The organism is Kitasatospora sp. NPDC038210 (assembly GCF_055600605.1).
This window is the reverse complement of sequence record NZ_JBVJYK010000010.1, coordinates 266,057-285,011: the sequence shown is the minus strand read 5'-3', so window position 1 is coordinate 285,011 and position 18,955 is coordinate 266,057. Positions and strand designations below refer to the sequence as shown.

The following is an 18,955-nucleotide window of genomic DNA, read 5'->3' as shown; positions in this document are numbered from 1 at the left end:
AGTGGTCTGGATGATCCGGGTGGTCGGGACGGTCGGGGCGGTCGGGACGACCGGCCGCTCAGGCGGGGTTCGCTCGCGGTCCGTCGGGGCCCGCCGTGGAGGGCCAGAACGGCATCGCCGGAGTGTCCGCGAACACCGCCCCGAGCGCGGTCAGCACGCCGGCGGTGCCGGTGGCGAGGTCCATCGACAGGCGGAGCAACTGCTCGCCGGGGAAGGCCGGGTGGCCCTGGTAGGGGATGGCGTGCCAGGCGAGCCGGCGGATGTGGCGACGGATCGTGTCCGCGTGCTCCGTGCTCCCGCCCTGGGCCTGCCGGAGCAGCGCGATCAGGCCGGCCCGTCCGTTGAACAGGCCCGACTGGACGATGAACTCGGGCCGGGCGGCGCCGCGGATCTGCTCCAGCCGCTCGGCGAGCGCGGCGTCCGGACGGTGCCGCAGGTAGGTGTGGAGGACGGCGGCGATGCCGGCGCTGCCGGACTCCAGGTAGGGCAGGACCCGGGTGCCGTCGTCGACCTGGAGGGTGCCGTCCTCGGCGAGGACGCAGCGGGCGAGGTCACGGTCCAGGGCGCGCCGGGCGAGGTCCAGCAGCGCCGGGTCGCCGGAGTCCTCGAAGAGGTGCAGCAGCAGGAGGGCGGCTCCGGTGGGGCCGTGCATCAACCCGGTCCGAGCCCCGGCCGCGGCCCCTGCCCCGGTGGCCGCGCCGTCCGGCAGGTGGAGTCCGAGTTTGGTGACGGCGCGTTCGGCGGCGTCCACGGCGGCTTCGTGCAGGGCCCGGTCGCCGGTGGTCCGCGCGAAGTGGCACAGGGTCAGGCCGACTCCGGCCAGGCCGCCGGCGAGGTCGGGGCCGAGGCCGTCGACGTCGTCCTTGCCCAGCCGTTCCAGCAGGTCGAGGGCCTCGGCGCGCCGCCCGAGCAGGTCCAGGACGTAGGCGACGCCGTGTGCGCCGATGAACAGGCCGGACCGGCAGGGTTCCCGGTGCACCGCGGCGGTCAGCCAGCGGACGTGGTCGGGGTCGATCTCGGCGCCGGTGGTGTGCAGGGCCCAGAGCACGCCGGCCGCGCCGTAGGACAGGCCGAGTCCGTCGTGGGTGAACTGGCCCGGGTCGCCGGGGAAGAGCCGGTCGGTGCGGTCCGGTGTGGCGGCGGCCGTGATGGCGGCGGTGAGTTCCGCGCGCAGCCGGGGCCAGCTGTCGGGCCCGCCGTCCAGCAGCTCCTCGAAGGCGTGGTCCGGAGCTTCCGCAGCGCCCGCGACCGGGACACCCGCGACCTCGGCGGCCGGAGCCGGCGGGTCGGGCAGCAGCAGCGGGGACAGTCCGAACCGGTGCCGGGCGGCGCGGACGAGCGCACCCGCCTTCCCGGGGCTGAGGACGGTCAGCGGCATGAGCGGCAGGAAGAGCCACAGCCGGATGGCGGCCAGCGCGTGCTCGTCGACCGCGAACCCGGTCAAGCCGGGCGGGGCCGCGAAACCGGCGGCGCCGAGCGCGGGCCGGAGGAACTCGTCGACGGGGGAGGCGAGTTCGAAGTCGACGAAGGCGACGCTGCCGTCCGGCCGGACGATCAGGTTGCGCGGGTGGAGGTCGCCGAACACGATGCCGCGGTCGTGGATCGTGCGCAGGCCCTCGGTCACGGCGTCGAGGATGCGCAGCGCCTCGGCCCGGTAGTCCTCGACGGCGGCGGTGCCCGCGTCCGGGTGCACCAGCGGGTAGTTGAGCCCGAACCAGCGGTGCAGCGGTTCGCCCTCGACGTACTCCTGGACGAGGAAGTGGTGTTCCCACGCGGTGAGGTACCCGAGGGCGTCCGGTACGGCGTCCAGGCCGCGCAGCCGTTGCAGCACGTCGTGTTCGCGCCCGAGCCGGTGGACGGCGTCCTCGCCGCGCTGGTCCAGGCCGGCGTGCGGCCGGGCCTCCTTCAGCACCACCTGCGGACCGCCGTCGTTGTGCCGGCCGAGGTAGATGCCGCCGCCGTTGGAGAAGTGCAGGGCCCGTTCCACCGCGTACGGGAACTCGCTCGGGCCGGTCCGCGCCGGGTCGGCCAGGGCCGGGGCGAGGACGGCGGGCACCGGCGCCCACTCGGGCACCTCGAAGACGGCCCGGCGGACGTCGGGGCGCAGCGCGCCGGAGGGTTCGCGGAAGGCGAGGACCAGTTCGCCGGTCTCGGTGCGGCAGAACTGCTCGACGAACCCGCCGTAGCGCAGGTAGAGCGGGCCCTCCCGCCAGCGGAGGTCGGAGAGGATGTACGGCCCGGGTTCGCCGGCGAGGGCGGCGTCGAGGTCGGTGAGACATCGCTCCAGCGCGCCGTCGCCGACGGGGTAGAGCGTCATGAACTTGCCGCTGGAGCCGCGCGGGGCGTACTTCGCGTTCTGCGTCTGGACCAGCGCCGGGCTGCGCAGGAACTTGAACGCCACGCGGTGGGTGAGGCAGTGGGTGCGGACGACGTCCAGGATCCGCGGGGCGTTGTCCATGCACGCCGAGACGTGGATCTTCCAGCCCTGCTCGGGCAGCCGGAGGTCGTCGGGCTGGAATCCCACCCACACCTCGCGGGCGTTGCGCGTCCAGCCGGCCGGTGCCGGTTCGACCGCCTCGGGGAACTCCTCCAGCGTGGCCCAGCGGACCGGCGAGTCGTAGAAGAGCGGGTCGGCGTAGGAGTACGCCTCGTAGCGCATGTCCATCGGAATCCTCCAGGAGGCGTCGAGCAGCGTCGCCGCGCACCGTCGTCCGGGCGCACGGCACCACTGGGCCGGGGGAGAAACCTGGGAGAGGCGGGCCGCTCGTGTGAAGGCCTCGGGTGGGAGGCCGGTGCACCTGGTGAGCGGTCCGGGGAGAGTCTGCGGTCAGCGTTCGACCGGACGCCAGAGGCTCCGGGATGTTTGGCCGAATATCCCATCGGAATATTGATCGGAATGAATGGCATGGCCCCCCACCAGCGGTGATCGCTCCGGGTGCAGGGATGACTGCTCCCCGTCGCGGGGGTGGCGGGGAGCTGATCGACTCGGGCGCAGGTCGCGCGGCCCGGCCGGTGGTTGACGGCGGCGGCAGCCCGCCGGAGCGGCGGACCGGCAGCGGCCGGCGGCGGCGCCGCGGCCGTCACCCGGGGGGTGCGCACCGTTCGGTGGCGCACGATCACCCCCGGGGAACCCGGTCGTGGCCGGATTCCTCCCGGCGCTCGTCCGGCGCAACCGTCGGCGCACCGGTCGGTCCGACGGCGCGCACCCGGGGACGGACGATCTCGTGCGCCCGGGACGCCGACGGGGCGCCCGCCGTCACGGCGCGCGCCGCCCCCTCACCGCCCGGGCGATGCCGGCCTCACCGCCCGGACGGCGTCGGCGGCCGGCCACGCAGATCGCGGCCACGCGGACCGCCCGGCCCGGAGCTCCCCGCCCGGAGCGGAGGACGCGCCCGGCGGCCCGGTCCTCACTCGCCCTCGGTGAACGCCTCGCGCAGCCGGGCCTCCTCCTCCGGCGAGAGGTTCGTCTCCAGGAGCTCGGCGTGCATGCCCTCGAACGAGGACCGGACGGCGTCGAGCACGGCGTCGGTGCTGAGGACGAACAGCGCGGAGGTGCCGGGCGTCACCTTGTCCCGCAGCCGCTTGATGAAGTCCTCGTCGATGCCGAGGTGGGCGAGGTGGCCGCCCAGCGCGCCGCCGGCCGCGCCCATCGCGGCGCCGAGGATCGGCACGAAGAAGATCAGCCCCAGCAGGAAGCCCCAGAAGGCACCGCCCAGGGCGCCCATGCCGGTCATGTCGCTCAGGTGGCGGGTCTTCGGCCTCCGGGCGTCGCCCGGCCAGCTGACCACGGCTCCGTCCTGGACCTTGATCAGCTCCTGGCGCTGCAGCTTCTTCAGTGTTTCGAGGGCTTCGTCGGCTCCGGCAGCGGTGGGGAAGCGCCATACCGTCAGGGTCGCCATGGTGGTCTCCGGTCAGAGGGGGTGCGCACGTCAGGCCCATCGTCGGCCCGGCGCCCCGGTGCCGCCACACCCGCGCACCGGACGGGGTACCCGGGGCCCGGGGGCCCGCCTTCACAACCCCCGGCCGGCACCCCGGCGGGACCCCGACTGGGCCGCCCCGGAAGGACGCCGCCGGATTGCCGCGTCCACCCGGCTGCCGCAGCGTGGCACGTAGCACTCTCCCGAGAGGACGTGGTAGGGGCGATGTCGGACGCACGGACGGCCAAGCGCATTGCGAAGTTCGTCAAGCCGCTGCGGGTGAAGCCGGGTTCGAGCGTGGACCTGGCGGAGGACTTCGACCCCCGCTACAAGGCGGGCCTGAAGAAGCGACAGGGCGCGGAGCTGCTGCGCACCGGCGTCTCGCTGCTCGCGGAGTACCAGTCGCGGCTGGCGGCCCAGGACACCTACGGCGTGCTGCTCTGCCTCCAGGCGCTCGACGCCGGCGGCAAGGACGGGACGATCCGCCACGTCATGAGCGGGGTGAACCCGCAGGGCGTCAGAGTGAGCGGCTTCAAGGTGCCCTCGGCGGAGGAGCTGGACCACGACTACCTGTGGCGGTACGCGCAGCGGCTCCCGGCCCGCGGCGACATCGGGATCTTCAACCGGTCCCACTACGAGGAGGTCCTGGTGGTGCGGGTCCACCCGGAGAACCTCGACCGGCAGAAGCTGCCCGAGGAGGCCAAGGGCCCCGGGGTCTGGCACCGCCGCTACCGGGAGATCAACGACTGGGAGCGCTACCTCACCGACAACGGGATCAAGGTGGTGAAGGTCTTCCTGAACCTCTCGAAGGAGGAGCAGCGCACCCGTTTCCTGAAGCGGATCGACCTGCCGGAGAAGAACTGGAAGTTCTCCGCGGCCGACATCCGCGAGCGCGAGCGGTGGGACGACTACCAGGAGGCGTTCTCCGAGATGCTGTCGGCCACGAGCACGCCCTGGGCGCCCTGGTACGTCGTGCCGGCGGACCGCAAGTGGTTCGCGCGCATCTGCGCGGCGGCGGTGCTCGCCCACACGCTGATCGGGATCGATCCGCAGTACCCCACGGTCGGGGACGAGGCGCGGAAGGAACTCCTCGTCGCCAAGCGCCGCCTGGAGCGGGAGGCCCCCCGGGGCGCCGCGCGCGACCCGTACGCGGCCGAGCACCGCACCGACTGAGGCGACGTCGACCTTCCGGACCTTGAGGAGTGGACATGGCGGAGCAGAGCGGCCTGCCCGGACCGCAGGATCCCCCGGACCCCTGGTACGCGCGGCCCGCCCGGGAGGTCGCGGCGGCGCTCGGCGTGGACCCGGCGACCGGGCTGACGGCGGCCAGGGCGGCCGAACTGCTCGCCGCGCACGGGCCGAACGCGCTGCCCGAGGAGAAGGCCAAGCCGAACTGGCTCCGCTTCCTCGACCAGTACCGCAGCTACATGCAGATCATCCTGGTGGCGGCGGCGGTGGTCTCGCTGGCGATCAAGGAGTGGACCACCGCGATCCTGCTGATCGTGCTGACCCTGTTCAACGCGGTCGTCGGCCTGCGGCAGGAGGGCAAGGCCGAGAGCGCGATGAACGCGCTGCGGTCGATGATGAAGGCCACCGCGCGGGTGCGGCGGGACGGTACGGAGGCGGAGATCCCGGCCGAGCAGCTGGTCGTGGGCGACGTGGTGCTCGTCCGGGCGGGCGACGAGGTCCCGGCGGACGGCCGGATCGTCGAGGCCAGCGCGCTGCAGATCGACGAGTCGGCGCTGACCGGTGAGAGCGTCCCCGCCGCGAAGGACGCCGGCACCGTGACGGGCGAGCGGCTGAGCCCGGGTGACCAGACCGACATGGCGTTCATGAACACCCCGGTGACCCACGGCAGCGGACTGCTCGTCATCACCGCGACCGGGGAGGGCACCGAACTGGGCAAGATCTCCGGGATGCTCTCGGCCACCGAGAAGGAGCAGTCGCCGCTCACCAGGGAGCTCAACACGCTGACGCTGTGGATCGCGGCGGCGGCCGGCCTGACCATGATCGTGATGTTCGCGCTCGGCCGCAGCCGCGACCAGGCCTGGGACGCCCTGTTCGTCAGCGCGGTCTCGCTGGCCATCGCGGCCATCCCGGAGGCGCTGCCGACGGTCAGCCAGGTCATCCTCTCCGTGGGCAGCCTCAACCTGGCCAAGCGGAACGCGATCGTCAAGGAGCTGCCGTCCGTCGAGACGCTCGGCTTCACCTCGGCGATCAACTCCGACAAGACCGGCACCCTGACGATGAACCAGATGACGGTGGTGGAGGTGGTCACCCCCGTGGACCGCTACACCGTCTCCGGCACCGGCTACCGCCTCGACGGGAGCATCCACCACGCCGCGGGCTCCGCCCCGAGCATCGAGGAGGCCGTCCTGCCCTACCTCGTCGCCAACGACGCCAAGCTGGTCGAGGGCCGGGTCGTCGGCGACCCGACCGAGGGCGCCCTGCTCGTCCTCGGCCACAAGGCCGGGCTGGACATCGAGGCCACCCGGGAGCGCTTCCCCCGCCTCGCCACCCTGCCCTTCGACCCGAGCTACAAGCTGATGGCCAGCTTCAACGAGGCGAAGGACACGGACGGCCGGCCGGTGGTGCGGTGCTTCGTGAAGGGCGCGGCGCCCGCGGTGACGGCCCGCGCCGCCACCGCGCTCTCCAACGGCGCGGTCGTCCCCTGGGACGCGGACCTCAGCGGACGCGCCCGTGCGCAGACCGAGCGGATGGGCGGCGAGGGACTGCGGGTGATGGCCGGGGCCGTCCGTGACCTGGACCCGGCGGAGTTCGACCCGGGCGGCGACCTGCTGGCGCTCGTCGACGGCCTGCGGATGACCAGCCTGGTGGCCATGGTCGACCCGCCGCGCGAGGAGTCACGGGTGGCGGTCGCCAGCGCGCAGGCCGCGCACATCCGGGTCCGCATGGTGACCGGCGACGACGTGACCACCGGGGCGGCCATCGCCCGCCAGCTGGGCATCGACGGCGAGGCCGTCCTCGGCGCCGACTTCGCAGCCCTGCCGGAGCACGAGCGGCTGGCCCGGATCGACGGCATCGGCGTGGTCGGCCGGGTCGCGCCCGAGCACAAGGTGCTGCTCGCCGCCACGCTCAAGCAGAAGGGCGACGTGGTCGCGATGACCGGCGACGGCGTCAACGACGCGCCTGCCATCAAGGCCGCCGACATCGGGATCGCCATGGGCAGCGGCACCGACGCGGCGAAGAACGCGAGCCGGATGGTCCTGTCCGACGACAACTTCGCCACCATCGTCTACGCCGTGGAGGAGGGCCGGAAGCTCTACGACAACCTCACCAAGTACATCCGGTTCGTCCTGGTGCTGCTGGTGACCTTCGTGCTGACCTTCCTCGGCGCCGCGCTCCTGAACATCGCCGCGGGCGAGCCGTTCACCCCGGCGCAGGTCCTGTGGGTCCACTTCGTGGTCAACGCCCCGTTCGGCTTCGCCCTCGGCTTCGACCGGGAGAGCCCCGGTCTGATGCGGCGCACCCCGCGCCCGCGCGGCGAGACGGTGCTGACCGGTCCGGTGATGATCACCGTCGGGCTCGCCGGACTGGCCGTCACCGTCGCCCTGCTCGGGCTGACCAAGCTGGGCGAGGCGCACTACCACAGCGCGCAGGTCGGCAACTCGATCGCGTTCACCGCCTTCGCGCTCTGCCTGATCGTGGCGGCCTTCGAGTGCCGCAGCGAGCGGGCGTCCGCGCTGAGCGCCGACACCTTCGACAGCAAGCAGATGAACCGGGCGGCCCTGGGCGAGTTCGTCCTGGCGGTGCTGGTCACCCAGATGGACGCGTTCCACCGCATCCTCGGGACCACCGACATCAACGCCCGGCAGTTCGGCTGGGCGCTGCTGGCCGCCGTCGCCCTCCTGCTGCTGTGGGAGCTGGGCAAGTTCCTGGCCCGCAGGTCGCCGGCCGGCGACGGCACCGCGGCGACCGCCGACCGTCCGTGACGGCGCCCCAGGGTCCCCCGCGGACGCCCGGTGCCGACGGCGGCAGAGGCGACGGCCGGCACCGCTTCGTGCCGACCCTGCCGGGGCTCGCGGTGCTCCGCGGCTACCGGCGGGACTGGCTGCGCGGCGACCTGCTGGCCGGTGCCACCGTGGTCGCCTACCTGGTGCCGCAGGTCATGGCGTACGGGAGCGTGGCGGGCCTGCCGCCGGTGACCGGACTGTGGGCGATCCTGCCCGCGATCGTGCTGTACGCCCTCGTCGGCTCGTCCCGGCTGCTGTCGGTCGGGCCCGAATCGACCACGGCGCTGATGACCGCGACCGTGGTCGGGCCGCTGGCCGGTGGCGACACCGGCCGCTACGCCGTCCTGGCCGCGAGCCTCGCCGTGGTGGTCGGCCTGCTGTGCGTACTGGCGTGGCTGGCCCGGCTCGGCTTCGTCGCCGACCTGCTCTCCCGGCCGGTGCTGATCGGCTACCTCGCCGGTGTGGCACTGATCATGATCGTGGACCAGCTGTCCAAGCTCACCGGGATCGACATCGAGGGGGAGGGCTTCTTCCCGCAGCTGGTGTCGTTTGCGTCGGACATCACCGAGGCGCACCTGCCGACGGTCGCCTTCAGCGTCGCGACCCTGCTCTTCCTCCTCCTGGTGGCCCGCTTCCTGCCGAAGCTGCCCGGCCCGCTGCTCGCCGTCGTGCTCGGCACCGCGGTCTCGGCGGCCTTCTCGCTCCAGGACCACGGCCTCGCGGTGATCGGCGACATCCCGGCCGGGCTGCCCCGCCCAGCGCTGCCGGACCTGAGCCAGCTGAACAAGCTGGTGCTGCCCGCCCTGGGCATCCTGCTCGTCGGCTACACCGACTTCATCCTCACCGCCCGCGCCTTCGAGGACTCCGGCCAGGAACGGCGGCTGGACGCCAACCAGGAACTGCTGGGCCTCGGCGCGGTCAACCTCGGCGCCGGGTTCTTCCAGGGCTTCCCGGTGAGCAGCAGCGCCAGCCGGACCGCCCTGGCTCAGTCGGCGGGCGGCCGCAGCCAGGCGTACGCGCTCGCGGCCGGCCTCGGCGTGGTCGCCGTGCTGCTGTTCCTCAGCCCGCTGCTGCACGACACGCCGGACGCGGTGCTCGGCGCCCTGGTGGTGTTCGCCGCGCTGCGGATGATCGACCTCTCCGGCTTCCGCCGGCTGGCCTCGTTCCGGAGCCGCGAACTGCTGCTGGCGCTCGGCTGCATGCTCGGCGTGCTGGCCCTGGACATCCTCTACGGCGTGCTGGTGGCGGTCGGACTGTCGGTGATCGAGCTGCTCAGCCGGGTCGCGCGACCGCACGACGCGGTGCTGGGCGTCGTCCCGGGCGTGGCCGGGATGCACGACGTCGACGACTACCCGGAGGCGCGGACGATCCCCGGACTGCTGATCTACCGCTACGACTCCCCGCTGTTCTTCGCCAACGCGGAGAACCTCCGCCGCCGCGCCCTCGCCGCTCTGGCCGAACAGCCCGAGCCGGTACGGTGGTTCGTCCTCAACACCGAGGCGAACGTCGAGGTGGACATCACCGCGCTGGACTCGCTGGACGCCCTGCGGTTCGAACTGGCCGACCGCGGCATCGTGTTCGCCCTGGCCCGGGTCAAGCAGGACCTGCGGGCCGAGCTCGACGCGTACGGCCTGAGCGACTCCGTCGGCGCGGACCGGATCTTCCCCGCCCTGTCGACGGCGGTCGCCGCCTACCGCTCCTGGGCGGGGGAGGACGGCACCCCGGACGCCGCACCGCCCGACTGACGGAGAGGGACCACCGGGCCCGGACGACCGGGTCGTCCGACCCTGGGCGCCCCCGCGCCCCGACCCGATCCTGGAGGGGCCGACGGCGGGCCTCCCGCGGACCGCCCGGCACGACGGCCCCACGAGTCCCGGAGGACCCGCATGTTCTGCTACCAGTGCGAACAGACCGACCGCACCGGCACCACCCCCGGCTGCGCCGGCCTGATCGGCAACTGCGGGAAGGATTCCACCACCTCGGACCTCCAGGACCTGCTGGTCCACGCAGTCAAGGGCATCGCCCAGTACGCCGCCGAGGCCCGCGCCCTCGGTGCCCCGGACGACGACGCGGCGGCCTTCGTCCTCTCCGCGATGTTCACCACGCTCACCAACGTCAACTTCAACCCCACCCGCTTCGCCGCCCTGATCCAGGAGGCCGTCGCCGTCCGGGACCGGGTCAGAGCGGCGTACGAGCGGGCAGCGCGCGCCGCGGGTCACGCGCCGAAGGCGCTCACCGGCCCGGCCGCGTGGGCGCCCGGCGCGAACCCCGCCGAACTCGCGCGCCAGGCGCAGGACGTGCGCGTCGACGCCGGGCTCGCCCTGGTCGGCCCGGACGTCGTCGGGCTGCGCTCGCTCCACCTGTACGCCCTGAAGGGCATCTGCGCCTACGCCCACCACGCCCACGTGCTGGGCCGGCAGAGCGCCGAGGTGTACGCCGGGGTGGAGGACGCCCTGGCCCACCTGGCCGGCGGACCGACCGACGCCGCCGACCTGCTGGAGCGCGCCGTCGGCCTCGGCCGGCTCAACCTGGCGGCCATCGAACTGCTCGACGACGCCAACACCGGCACCTACGGCGCCCAGCAGCCCACCGCCGTCCGCACCACGCCCGTCGCCGGCAAGGCGATCCTGGTCAGCGGCCACGACCTGCGGGACCTGGAGGCTCTGCTGGAGCAGACCAAGGACCAGGGCATCAACGTCTACACCCACGGCGAGATGCTCCCCGCGCACGCCTACCCGCTGCTCAAGGCCCACCCGCACCTGGCCGGCAACTACGGCGGCGCCTGGCAGGACCAGCAGCGGGAGTTCGCCGCCTTCCCCGGCCCGATCCTGATGACCTCCAACTGCATCATCGAACCGCACGTCAGCTACCGCCGACGGATCTTCACCGCCGGACCGGTCGGCTGGCCCGGCGTCCGCCACCTCACCGGCCGCGACTTCGCCCCAGTGGTCCAGGCCGCCAAGGCGCTGCCCGGCTTCCCGGAGGGCCCGGCCGAGGAGCGGTTCATCACCGTCGGCTTCGGCGGCGATGCCGTCCTCTCCGTCGCCGACCAGGTCGTCGACGCCGTGCGCCGGGGCGCGATCCGGCACTTCTTCCTGGTCGGCGGCTGCGACGGCCCCACCCCCGGGCGCGACTACTACACCGACTTCGCGCTCGGCGCGCCCCGGGACAGCGTGGTGCTCACCCTCGGCTGCGCCAAGTACCGGTTCAACGGGCACGACTTCGGCGAGATCGACGGCATCCCGCGGCTGCTCGACCTCGGGCAGTGCAACGACACCTACTCGGCCATCAGGATCGCGACGGCGCTGGCCGACGCCTTCGAGTGCGGGATCGACGACCTGCCGCTCACCCTGGCGCTCGCCTGGACCGAGCAGAAGGCCGTCGCCGTGCTGCTCACGCTGCTGGCGCTCGGCGTCCGCGACATCCACCTCGGCCCCTCGCTGCCCGGCTTCCTCACCCCGGCCCTGGTCGACGGCCTGGTCGAGCGCTTCGGCCTGCGGGTGACCGGCGACGCCGGCACCGACCTGGCCGCGGCGCTGGAGCGGACGGCGTCGTGAGCGCGACCGAACCCGCGCCGGTGGTCCTCACCACCAGCGACGGCGGGCGCCTGGAGTTCACCTGCGCCCCCGGCGCCAGCGTGCTGGAGGCCGCGGCGGAGGCGGGCGCCGCCCTGCCGGCCTCCTGCCACCAGGGCACCTGCGGCTCGTGCCACGCCTCCGTGACCGACGGCCGGTACGAGCTGGGCACCCACAGCGAACTGGCCCTCCCGGAGGACGAACGCGAGCGCGGCGACGTACTGCTGTGCCGCACCTTCCCGTGCGGGCCGCTGACCGCCGCCCTGCCGTACGAGCAGTCCCGCATCCTGTACGGCGGGATCCCCGTCCGGGAGGCCGTCATCACGGCGCTCGAACCGGTCGCGCAGGACACCGTACGGCTCGAACTGCGGCTCGACGGGGACGCCGACTGCCAGTTCGACCCGGGCCAGTTCATGGAACTCCAGGCGCCCGGCAGCGAGGTGAAACGGGCCTACTCCCTCGCCAACACCGGCAACTGGGAGGGGCGGCTGGAGTTCTACGTCCGGCTGCGGGAGGGCGGGCGGTTCTCCACCCACCTCGCCCACCGGGCCCGCCCCGGCGACCGCCTCACCGTGCACGGTCCCCAGGGCGCCTTCGGCCTGCACGAGACCGGGCTGCGCCCGCGCTGGTTCGTGGCCGGCGGCACCGGACTGGCCCCGCTGCTGGCGATGGTCCGCCGGATGGCCGAGTGGCAGGACCCGCAGCCGGCCCGGCTGTTCCTGGGCGTCAACGAGCCGAAGGACGTCTTCGGGGTGCGCGAACTCGCGGCCGTGGCCGAGGAGTTGCCGGGCTTCCGGTACGACGTCTGCGTCTGGAAGCCGTCCGGCGGCTGGTCCGGCCCGACCGGCACCCCGGCCGACCGGTTCGCCGCGGCCCTGCCCGAACTCGCGGGCACCGCACCGGACGTGTACGTCTGCGGGCCGCCGCCGCTGGTCGACGCCGTGCTGCGCGCCGCCCTGCTGGGCGGGGTGCCCCAGGAACAGGTCCACCGGGAGCGCTTCCTGGCGGGCTGAGGACCGGCGCCGCCCCGCCCCCGCCCCCGTCCCCGGGGCGGGGCGGCGCCCTGTCGGGGTTCGGCGGTTCGGCCGCCCGGCATCCGCCGCGGGCGGTAGTCTCCTTGACGCACCGTCAGGTGCCGGTCGCCCGTCGAGAGGAACACCGTGTCCGACTCCCCGCAGATCGACGCCGTGCGGCGCTTCTACGACGCCAGGGGCGATCTGGACGTGATCCGGTCGGTGGTGGCCGAGGACGCCCGGTGGGACGTGGCGGAGGGCTTCCCCCGCGGCGGCGTGTACGAGGGGCTGGACCGCATCCTCGGCGACTTCTTCCCCTTCCTCGCCGACTTCCGCGAGTTCGGGTGCGTCGGCGACGCGTACTACGAGGACGGCGACCAGGTCATCGTGCTCGGCCGCTACGTCGGCCGGACGGCCGGCGGGGTGCCGGTGACCTCGCGGTTCGCCCACTTCTTCACCCTGCGGGACGGCCGGATCACCCAGCTGCGGCAGACCTCCGACACCCTGCCCATCGCCCGCGCCCTGGCGGCCGACGAGGCGGCCGGGGCTTAGGGCGCCCGGAACTGTCAGGCCCGCACCCGCCCCGCGGCCGGGTGCGGGCCGTGTTCGGCGTGCGTCAGAAGGCTGAGTGCGCGAACCAGTGGTCCAGCAGTTCCTGGTCGCCGGACGTCACGACGGCGGGGGCGGTGAGGTCGAGGCGGCCGTAGAGCACCAGCAGCAGGTCGGCGGCGGTGGCCCGGAGGGTGGCGTCGGCGGTGGTGTCCGCGCCGTCGGGGTCCAGGGCGAAGCCGTCGGGGCGCAGCCGGACCAGCCAGTCGCCCTCGCCGTCGGTGCGGGCGAAGCGGATGGTCCGGTCGTCGCCGCGCAGCTCGGCCGTCCCGGGCGCGAAGAGGGTGGCGAAGGGCAGGTTGGTGAGGAACTCGGCCACGCCGTCGGCCGCGAGGACCGGGTCGACGGTGGGGGTGAGGCCGAGCGCGACCTCGGCGTCGACCCGGTGGACGAGGGTCTCGAACAGCATCCGGCGCACCCAGAAGCGGGCGTGCTGGTCGGCGCCCCAGGCCCACATCGGCGCGTCGAGGTCGGTGAAGGCGGTGGCGGCCTCCTCGGCGGACTCGGCCAGCCAGGCCGGGTAGTCCTCGGTGTGCTCGGGCAGCCGCAGGTCGACGTCGCGGCTGCGCGGGGGCTCCTGGATCCGCTGCCGGAGCAGGACGGTGAACCAGCGCTGCACGCTGCCGGCGTGGCGGACCAGGTCGGCGACGGTCCAGCCCGGGCAGCCTGGCACCGGGAGCGTCGGGTCGGCGTGCTGCACGGCGGCGACGAAGCGGGCGGTCTCGGCGGCGACGGCGGTGCCGTGGTCGTGTGGGGTCATGGGCGTGGTCTCCGGGGACGCGGGCCTGGCGGCGCCTCGGGGCGGCGGGCGCCCCGATGGTTCATCGCATGAAATAACGTGGGCGACGGTGGGCCTGAAAGGTTGATTCTGTCAAGCATCCGCCGTTCCGAGCGCCGCCAGCAGCTCCGGACCCGACCACCGGCGGGCGGCGCCCGGCCAGGCCCGCTCGGCCTCGTGCACCAGCACGGCCAGCCGGGCGTTGGCCGGAGCCGCCAGACCGTGCCGTGCCGCGATCGCGACCACCTCGCCCTGGAGCGAGTCGATCTCGGTCGGGCGGCCCCGCTGCAGGTCCTCCCACATGGACGACCGGGCCAGGGCGTCGATCCGCAGGCTCGCTGCCGCCACCCGCCGGAAGACCGCGTCCGGCAGCCCGAGCACCCGGGGCGTCCACTGCGGCGGCACCGGGCCGAGCCGGGCGGGCGCGGTGCCCGCCGCCCGGAAGGCGGCGAGCGCCTCCCGCTGGCACCGGGCCAGACAGGCCCGGTACGCCCGGGTGCCCAGCTCCTCGCGCAGCGGCAGGCCGGACAGCGCGTTCACCGCGTTGTTGAGGTTCATCAGCAGCTTCGCGGCCTGGACGCCGGGCATGTCCGCGCGCAGTGCCAGGCGCAGGCCGCCCGCCCGGGCCGCCGTCGCGAACGCGCGGGCCGCCGGCACGTCCTCGACCATGAGCGCGCCGCCGCTGCCCTGGTGGACGGCGGCCGGGCCGCTGCGCAGCACGTTGTACGGCACCATCCCGGCGAGCACCCGGTGGCCCGGCAGTCCGGCCCGCAGCTCGTCGGCGTTGTGCAGGCCGTTCTGGAAGCTGATCACCACCGCGCCGGGTGCCAGCCGCCCCGCCAGCTCGCGCGCGGCGGTGCGGGTGTCCGCGGACTTGACGGTCACCAGCACGTAGTCCGCGGACGCGGCGGCGGCCGCGTCGGTGGCGAGGGTCAGCCCGCGCACCTCCCGCCGGGCGCGGCCGGGACCGGTGAGCGTCAGCCCGTCGCGTTCGACGGCGGCCATCGCCGCGGGCCGGCCGATCAGGGTGACGTCCGCGGCGGCGGCCAGCATGCCCCCGAGGTGGCAGCCGATGCTGCCGGCGCCGAAGACCGCGATCCGCGGTTCCTTGTCCACTGCTGCTGTCCTTCCGGCGGCGGCCGGAGCCGGCGGGTCGGGTGGGCCGGCCGACGCGGTCGGAGCGGCCTGGGGAGGGCGGGTCGGGCTCGGTGCCGGGTTCGGTGGCGGGCCGCTCGGGTCAGCCGGTCAGGTCCGGGTCGGTGGCGGCGATCTGCTCGAAGAGCGGCTGGGCCTGGAACCAGCCGGCCAGGTCGCTGCCCACCTGCCCGCGGGTGATCAGCGCGGTCTCCCGGTCGATGTGCTTGGGGGTGCCGGCCGCCATGGCGAGCAGCTGGGCCTGGCAGGAGCGCTCCATCGTGACGAACCACCAGACCGCCTCGGCGACCGAACGGCCGACCGTCAGCAGCCCGTGGTTCTGCAGGATCACCGCCTTGTGCGGGCCGAGCGCGGCGGCGATCCGCTTGCCCTCGTCGGCCTCGTTCACCACGCCGCGGTAGTCGCTGTACAGCCCGTGGTCCTCGAAGAACGCGCAGGCGTCCTGGGTGAGCGGGTCGAGCGTGATGCCGAGGCTGGAGAAGGCCTTGCCGTGCAGGGAGTGCGCGTGGGCGGCCGCGACCGCGTCCGGGCGGGCCGCGTGCACCTGGGAGTGGATCACGAAGGCGGCCCGGTTCACCGGCCGGTTGCCGTGCAGCAGGGTGCCCTCGTGGTCGACGAGGAGCAGGTCCGAGGCCTTGATCATGCCGAAGGGCATGCCGAACGGGTTCACCCAGAAGTGGTCGGGGTGCTCCGGGTCGCGCACGGTGATGTGCCCGGCGACCCCTTCGGAGAACCCGAACCGGCCGAACAGCCGGAATCCTGCGGCGAGTTGTTCCTTGCGGTACTGGCGTTCGGCGGCCACCGAGTCGAAGGTCGGCGGCAGCGGCAGGGTGGCTCCGGCGGGCAGCGGTCCGACGGCGGCGGCGAGCGAGGCGGGCAGCGGGGTGTCTGCGCCGGGGGGCGGTGGGGTGCTCATGGCCCCAGAAGATACAATGCTGTATCCGATACGACAATGGATCCGATGCAGGGTCGAATCCGGCCGGCGGGGCCGTCCGCCGGGCTTCGGGATCCGTCCGCCGCCCACGACCGCCGACCTCCGAGTGAACCGGGACGCCACCGATGCCCAAGGGCGAGACCAAGCGACGACCGCGCACCCGTGCGGCCCTGCTGCAGGCCGCGCTGGAGACCTTCGCCGAGCAGGGCTTCCGCGCCGCCACCATCGAGCAGATCTGCGAGCGGGCCGGCTACACCCGGGGCGCGTTCTACTCGAACTTCAGCAGCAAGGAGGAGCTGTTCCTCGCGCTGTTCGACGCGCACAGCGACCGGATCGTCGGGAGGATGACCGAACTGGTCGACTCGATCGCCACCGAGGACCTCACCGTGCAGGCGCTGGTCGAGGTCCTGTGCGAGGTCGAGCCGGCCGAACGCGACTGGTACCTCGTCACGACCGAGTTCACCCTGCACGCCATCCGCGACCGGCAGGCCGCCTGGGTGCTGGCCCGGCACGACGCCCGGCTGCGCGCCGAGCTGGCCCGGGCGCTCACCGACCACCTGGCCCGGGCCGGCCGCACCCTCACCGCGGACCCGGACGAGGTGGCCCGGCTGCTGATCGCGATCCGCGAGGGAGGTCTGGCGCAGAGCTACGTCGAACCCGAGCAGCTGCCGCCGGGCAGGCTCGAACAGCGCTTCCTGGAGCCCCTGTTGACGGCGCTCACCACGGATGCCACCCGGGTGTCCTGAGGTGCCGGCCGCGCCCCGGCCGGAGGCTCGGTTCAGGCCGGGGCAGCATTGGCGCCGGTTCAGGCCGGGGCAGCAGGGGCGCCGGTTCAGGCCGTCGCGGCCGGTCGGCGCCCCCAGGCGGTGATCATGCCGGGGGAGAGGTCGGCGAGCTCGGCGGAGGACAGGTAGGCGACGGCCCGGTCGAGTTCGCCCGGCTCCAGGGCGGTGCCGGCCTCCAGGGCGTCGCGCATGCTGAGCCAGGTGGTGCGCCAGAAGGCGGTGACGGGCGCGTCGGGGGTCAGCGGCGGCACGTGCACCTCGGCGCCGACCTCCTGCAGGCCCAGCCCCCGCAGGAGCTGCGGGTAGCGGATCACCCAGGTGATGTCGGTGCCGATCCGCTCGCGCAGCGCCTGCCACATGGCGGCCATGGCGTGCCGGTAGGCGGGCTGCGGCGAGTGCGCCGTGGTCAGGTCGACGGCGTCGCCGACGACCAGCCAGCCGCCGGGCGCCACCCAGTCGGCCAGGCGCGCCAGCACGTCGGCGTGCCCGGGCAGGTGCATCAGGACGAACCGGCAGTGGACCAGGTCGAACCGGCCGGGTGCCAGTGCCGGGTCGGTGACGTCCGCCGTCGCCGTGCGCAGTCGGCCGTCCGGGCGGGCCCGGACGAACCGCGGGTCCCGGTCGAGGGCCAGGACCTCGTCGACGCCGGCCTCCTCGGCCAGCCAGCGGCTGATCGTGCCGGTGCCGGCGCCGACGTCCAGGCAGCGCCACCCCGGACCGACGCCGAGGGCGGTCAGCCGGGCCCGGGTCGACGCGTCGTAGGCCAGCGCGCCGTAGTCGATGCGGTCGCCCTCGCCCCTCTCGTCGGGTGCGAAGAGGTCCGTTCCGTACCGTCCGTCGTCCGGTACGGCGCGGTCCGCCGGTCGTTCGTCCACTGGGGCTCCTCTCCGGGGGACGGGCCGTCCCGTCAGTCCACCGCTCGGCCCGTCGTCGACGGGCCGTCACCCGTGCGTCCCACCCGCGGTGGTCCGCAACCGTCCGCCGCCGCGATCCCACCCGAACGGCCGCGTCGGCGCACGCGGCGTGCCGCCCGGGGGCAGAGTGGGGCCCGTGAGCGAGAGCACGGCGCCGGTGGACGGCGAGGAGCACCGGGCCGGCTGGTTCGAGCTGTTCTTCGACCTGGTGTTCGTGGTGACCGTCGCGGTCCTCGCCCACGGGCTGCACGGCGACCCGGACGCCGGTGACTTCGGCACGTTCCTCGTCCTGTTCTTCCCGGCTTGGTGGGCCTGGGCGAACCTGATGGTGACGGTCAACGTCTTCGGGTCGGCCGCGCCGCGCATGCAGGCCGTGCTGCTCGGGGTGATGCCCGGACTCGGCCTGATGGCGGCCGCCGCGCCCGAGGGGCTGGGCGACCGGGCGTGGGCGTACGCGCTCGGCGCGGCCTGGGTGCGCCTCGGGCTGTTCGGCATCTGGTGGGGGCACGCCCGGCACCGGGACAACCCGCTGCCGCTGTGGCGCCCGCTGGCGTACTGCCTGGCACCCGCCGTGATCTGGGGGGTGTCGGCCGCGCTGCCGAGCCCCGGGCGGTTCGTGCTGTGGGGCCTGGGGATCGCCCTGGAGGCCACGCTGCTGGCGGTCCGGGCCGGGGTGACCGCGACGTTCTACGAGCGGATGTCGATCGAGCACCTGGTCGAGCGGATCGGCCTGTTCGTGGTGATCGTGCTCGGCGAGAGCGTCTTCACCGTGGTCTCCACCCTCGCCGACCACTTCACCGGCGCCTCGGCGGCCGCCGCCTTCCTCGGCTTCGCGGTCGTCGCCGAGCTGGCCCTGGCCTTCTTCCGCTGGGGCACCGAGAGCGCCGCCCGCGGCCTCGACCGGGCCCAGTCGGGCGGCGCCGACACGGCGATCCGGGACACCGTGATGTACCTGCCGTTCGTGCTGATCGCCGGCATCACGGTGCTGTCGGGCGCGCTCGGCACCGCCGTCGCCGACCCCGACGACCACCTCCCGCCGGGCGCCCGCTGGGCGCTGTGCGGCGGGGTCCTCGCCTTCTACACCGCCAACGCGGCGATCTCGCTGCGCTACGGCGACCCGGCCCGCACCGTGCTCGACTGGTACGGGCCGAGCCTGGTGCTCGTCCTCGCGGCCCTGCTGCCCGCGTCCGTCCTGCTGCCTGCCTGGGGCGCGGTCGGCGTCGCGGCGGCCGTGGTCCTCGCGCTCACCGCCCTGGCCGCCCAGCGGGTCCGGAGCCGGGCCCGGGCGGGGTGAGCCGCGG

Annotated in this window: 14 protein-coding genes; 8 read left to right on the top strand and 6 right to left on the bottom strand. The window is 74.2% G+C overall.

All coding sequences use genetic code 11. From position 1 onward, the window contains the following. Positions 1-58: 58 nt before the first annotated feature. Both lanKC and ACZ7KX_RS22095 read right to left on the bottom strand, forming a co-directional pair. The gene (lanKC, locus tag ACZ7KX_RS22100; RefSeq protein ID WP_470327925.1) at positions 59-2,665 is read right to left on the bottom strand and encodes a class III lanthionine synthetase LanKC; all 2,607 of its coding nucleotides are present in this window, start codon (positions 2,663-2,665) and stop codon (positions 59-61) included. Positions 2,666-3,407: 742 nt separating this feature from the next. Next, positions 3,408-3,899: a DUF1269 domain-containing protein gene (locus ACZ7KX_RS22095; RefSeq protein ID WP_470327924.1), complete on the bottom strand. Its 492-nt coding sequence runs from the start codon at positions 3,897-3,899 to the stop codon at positions 3,408-3,410. A 243-nt stretch (positions 3,900-4,142) separates the two neighbouring features. Here ACZ7KX_RS22095 and ACZ7KX_RS22090 point away from each other — a divergent pair, with 243 nt between their 5' ends. From ACZ7KX_RS22090 to ACZ7KX_RS22065, 6 genes are all read left to right on the top strand, one after another. Then, positions 4,143-5,090 carry a polyphosphate kinase 2 family protein gene (locus ACZ7KX_RS22090; RefSeq protein WP_470327923.1) on the top strand — a complete coding sequence of 316 codons (948 nt, stop codon included), beginning with the start codon at positions 4,143-4,145 and terminating at the stop codon, positions 5,088-5,090. 35 nt (positions 5,091-5,125) lie between these two features. Continuing rightward, positions 5,126-7,870, top strand: coding sequence for a cation-translocating P-type ATPase (locus ACZ7KX_RS22085; protein ID WP_470327922.1), 2,745 nt, complete (start codon positions 5,126-5,128; stop codon positions 7,868-7,870). A gap of 68 nt (positions 7,871-7,938) precedes the next feature. Then, on the top strand, positions 7,939-9,636 hold the full coding sequence (locus tag ACZ7KX_RS22080) for a SulP family inorganic anion transporter (RefSeq protein WP_470327921.1): 1,698 nt from the start codon (positions 7,939-7,941) through the stop codon (positions 9,634-9,636). Positions 9,637-9,777: 141 nt separating this feature from the next. Further along, on the top strand, positions 9,778-11,448 hold the full coding sequence (hcp, locus tag ACZ7KX_RS22075; protein WP_470327920.1) for a hydroxylamine reductase: 1,671 nt from the start codon (positions 9,778-9,780) through the stop codon (positions 11,446-11,448). Beyond that, complete coding sequence (locus tag ACZ7KX_RS22070) at positions 11,445-12,479, top strand: 2Fe-2S iron-sulfur cluster binding domain-containing protein (protein ID WP_470327919.1); 1,035 nt, start codon at positions 11,445-11,447, stop codon at positions 12,477-12,479. Before hcp ends, ACZ7KX_RS22070 begins: the two co-directional genes overlap by 4 nt. 147 nt (positions 12,480-12,626) lie before the next feature. Beyond that, positions 12,627-13,031 (top strand): nuclear transport factor 2 family protein, encoded by a 405-nt coding sequence (locus tag ACZ7KX_RS22065; RefSeq protein WP_470327918.1) that lies wholly within the window; start codon positions 12,627-12,629, stop codon positions 13,029-13,031. Between the two features lie 64 nt (positions 13,032-13,095). Here the strand turns inward: ACZ7KX_RS22065 and ACZ7KX_RS22060 are convergent, their stop codons facing one another. From ACZ7KX_RS22060 to ACZ7KX_RS22050, 3 genes are all read right to left on the bottom strand, one after another. Continuing rightward, positions 13,096-13,848, bottom strand: coding sequence for a maleylpyruvate isomerase family mycothiol-dependent enzyme (locus ACZ7KX_RS22060; protein ID WP_470327917.1), 753 nt, complete (start codon positions 13,846-13,848; stop codon positions 13,096-13,098). Positions 13,849-13,959: 111 nt separating this feature from the next. Then, complete coding sequence (locus ACZ7KX_RS22055) at positions 13,960-14,982, bottom strand: 2-dehydropantoate 2-reductase (RefSeq protein WP_470327916.1); 1,023 nt, start codon at positions 14,980-14,982, stop codon at positions 13,960-13,962. A 121-nt stretch (positions 14,983-15,103) separates the two neighbouring features. After that, on the bottom strand, positions 15,104-15,937 hold the full coding sequence (locus tag ACZ7KX_RS22050; RefSeq protein ID WP_470327915.1) for a class II aldolase/adducin family protein: 834 nt from the start codon (positions 15,935-15,937) through the stop codon (positions 15,104-15,106). 143 nt (positions 15,938-16,080) lie between these two features. Here ACZ7KX_RS22050 and ACZ7KX_RS22045 point away from each other — a divergent pair, with 143 nt between their 5' ends. Then, complete coding sequence (locus ACZ7KX_RS22045) at positions 16,081-16,701, top strand: TetR/AcrR family transcriptional regulator (protein ID WP_396545929.1); 621 nt, start codon at positions 16,081-16,083, stop codon at positions 16,699-16,701. 86 nt (positions 16,702-16,787) lie between these two features. Here ACZ7KX_RS22045 and ACZ7KX_RS22040 read toward each other — a convergent pair whose 3' ends face one another. Continuing rightward, the gene (locus ACZ7KX_RS22040; protein ID WP_470327914.1) at positions 16,788-17,615 is read right to left on the bottom strand and encodes a methyltransferase domain-containing protein; all 828 of its coding nucleotides are present in this window, start codon (positions 17,613-17,615) and stop codon (positions 16,788-16,790) included. A gap of 175 nt (positions 17,616-17,790) precedes the next feature. Here ACZ7KX_RS22040 and ACZ7KX_RS22035 point away from each other — a divergent pair, with 175 nt between their 5' ends. After that, the gene (locus ACZ7KX_RS22035) at positions 17,791-18,948 is read left to right on the top strand and encodes a low temperature requirement protein A (protein ID WP_470327913.1); all 1,158 of its coding nucleotides are present in this window, start codon (positions 17,791-17,793) and stop codon (positions 18,946-18,948) included. Positions 18,949-18,955 lie beyond the last annotated feature (7 nt).

Excerpts from the sequence above, each read along its gene's own strand:
- lanKC (WP_470327925.1), bottom strand. The coding sequence starts at position 2,665 with ATGGACATGCGCTACGAGGCGTACTCCTACGCCGACCCGCTCTTCTAC.
- ACZ7KX_RS22095 (WP_470327924.1), bottom strand. The coding sequence starts at position 3,899 with ATGGCGACCCTGACGGTATGGCGCTTCCCCACCGCTGCCGGAGCCGAC.
- ACZ7KX_RS22090 (WP_470327923.1), top strand. The coding sequence starts at position 4,143 with ATGTCGGACGCACGGACGGCCAAGCGCATTGCGAAGTTCGTCAAGCCG.
- ACZ7KX_RS22085 (WP_470327922.1), top strand. The coding sequence starts at position 5,126 with ATGGCGGAGCAGAGCGGCCTGCCCGGACCGCAGGATCCCCCGGACCCC.
- hcp (WP_470327920.1), top strand. The coding sequence starts at position 9,778 with ATGTTCTGCTACCAGTGCGAACAGACCGACCGCACCGGCACCACCCCC.
- ACZ7KX_RS22060 (WP_470327917.1), bottom strand. The coding sequence starts at position 13,848 with ATGACCCCACACGACCACGGCACCGCCGTCGCCGCCGAGACCGCCCGC.
- ACZ7KX_RS22050 (WP_470327915.1), bottom strand. The coding sequence starts at position 15,937 with ATGAGCACCCCACCGCCCCCCGGCGCAGACACCCCGCTGCCCGCCTCG.
- ACZ7KX_RS22045 (WP_396545929.1), top strand. The coding sequence starts at position 16,081 with ATGCCCAAGGGCGAGACCAAGCGACGACCGCGCACCCGTGCGGCCCTG.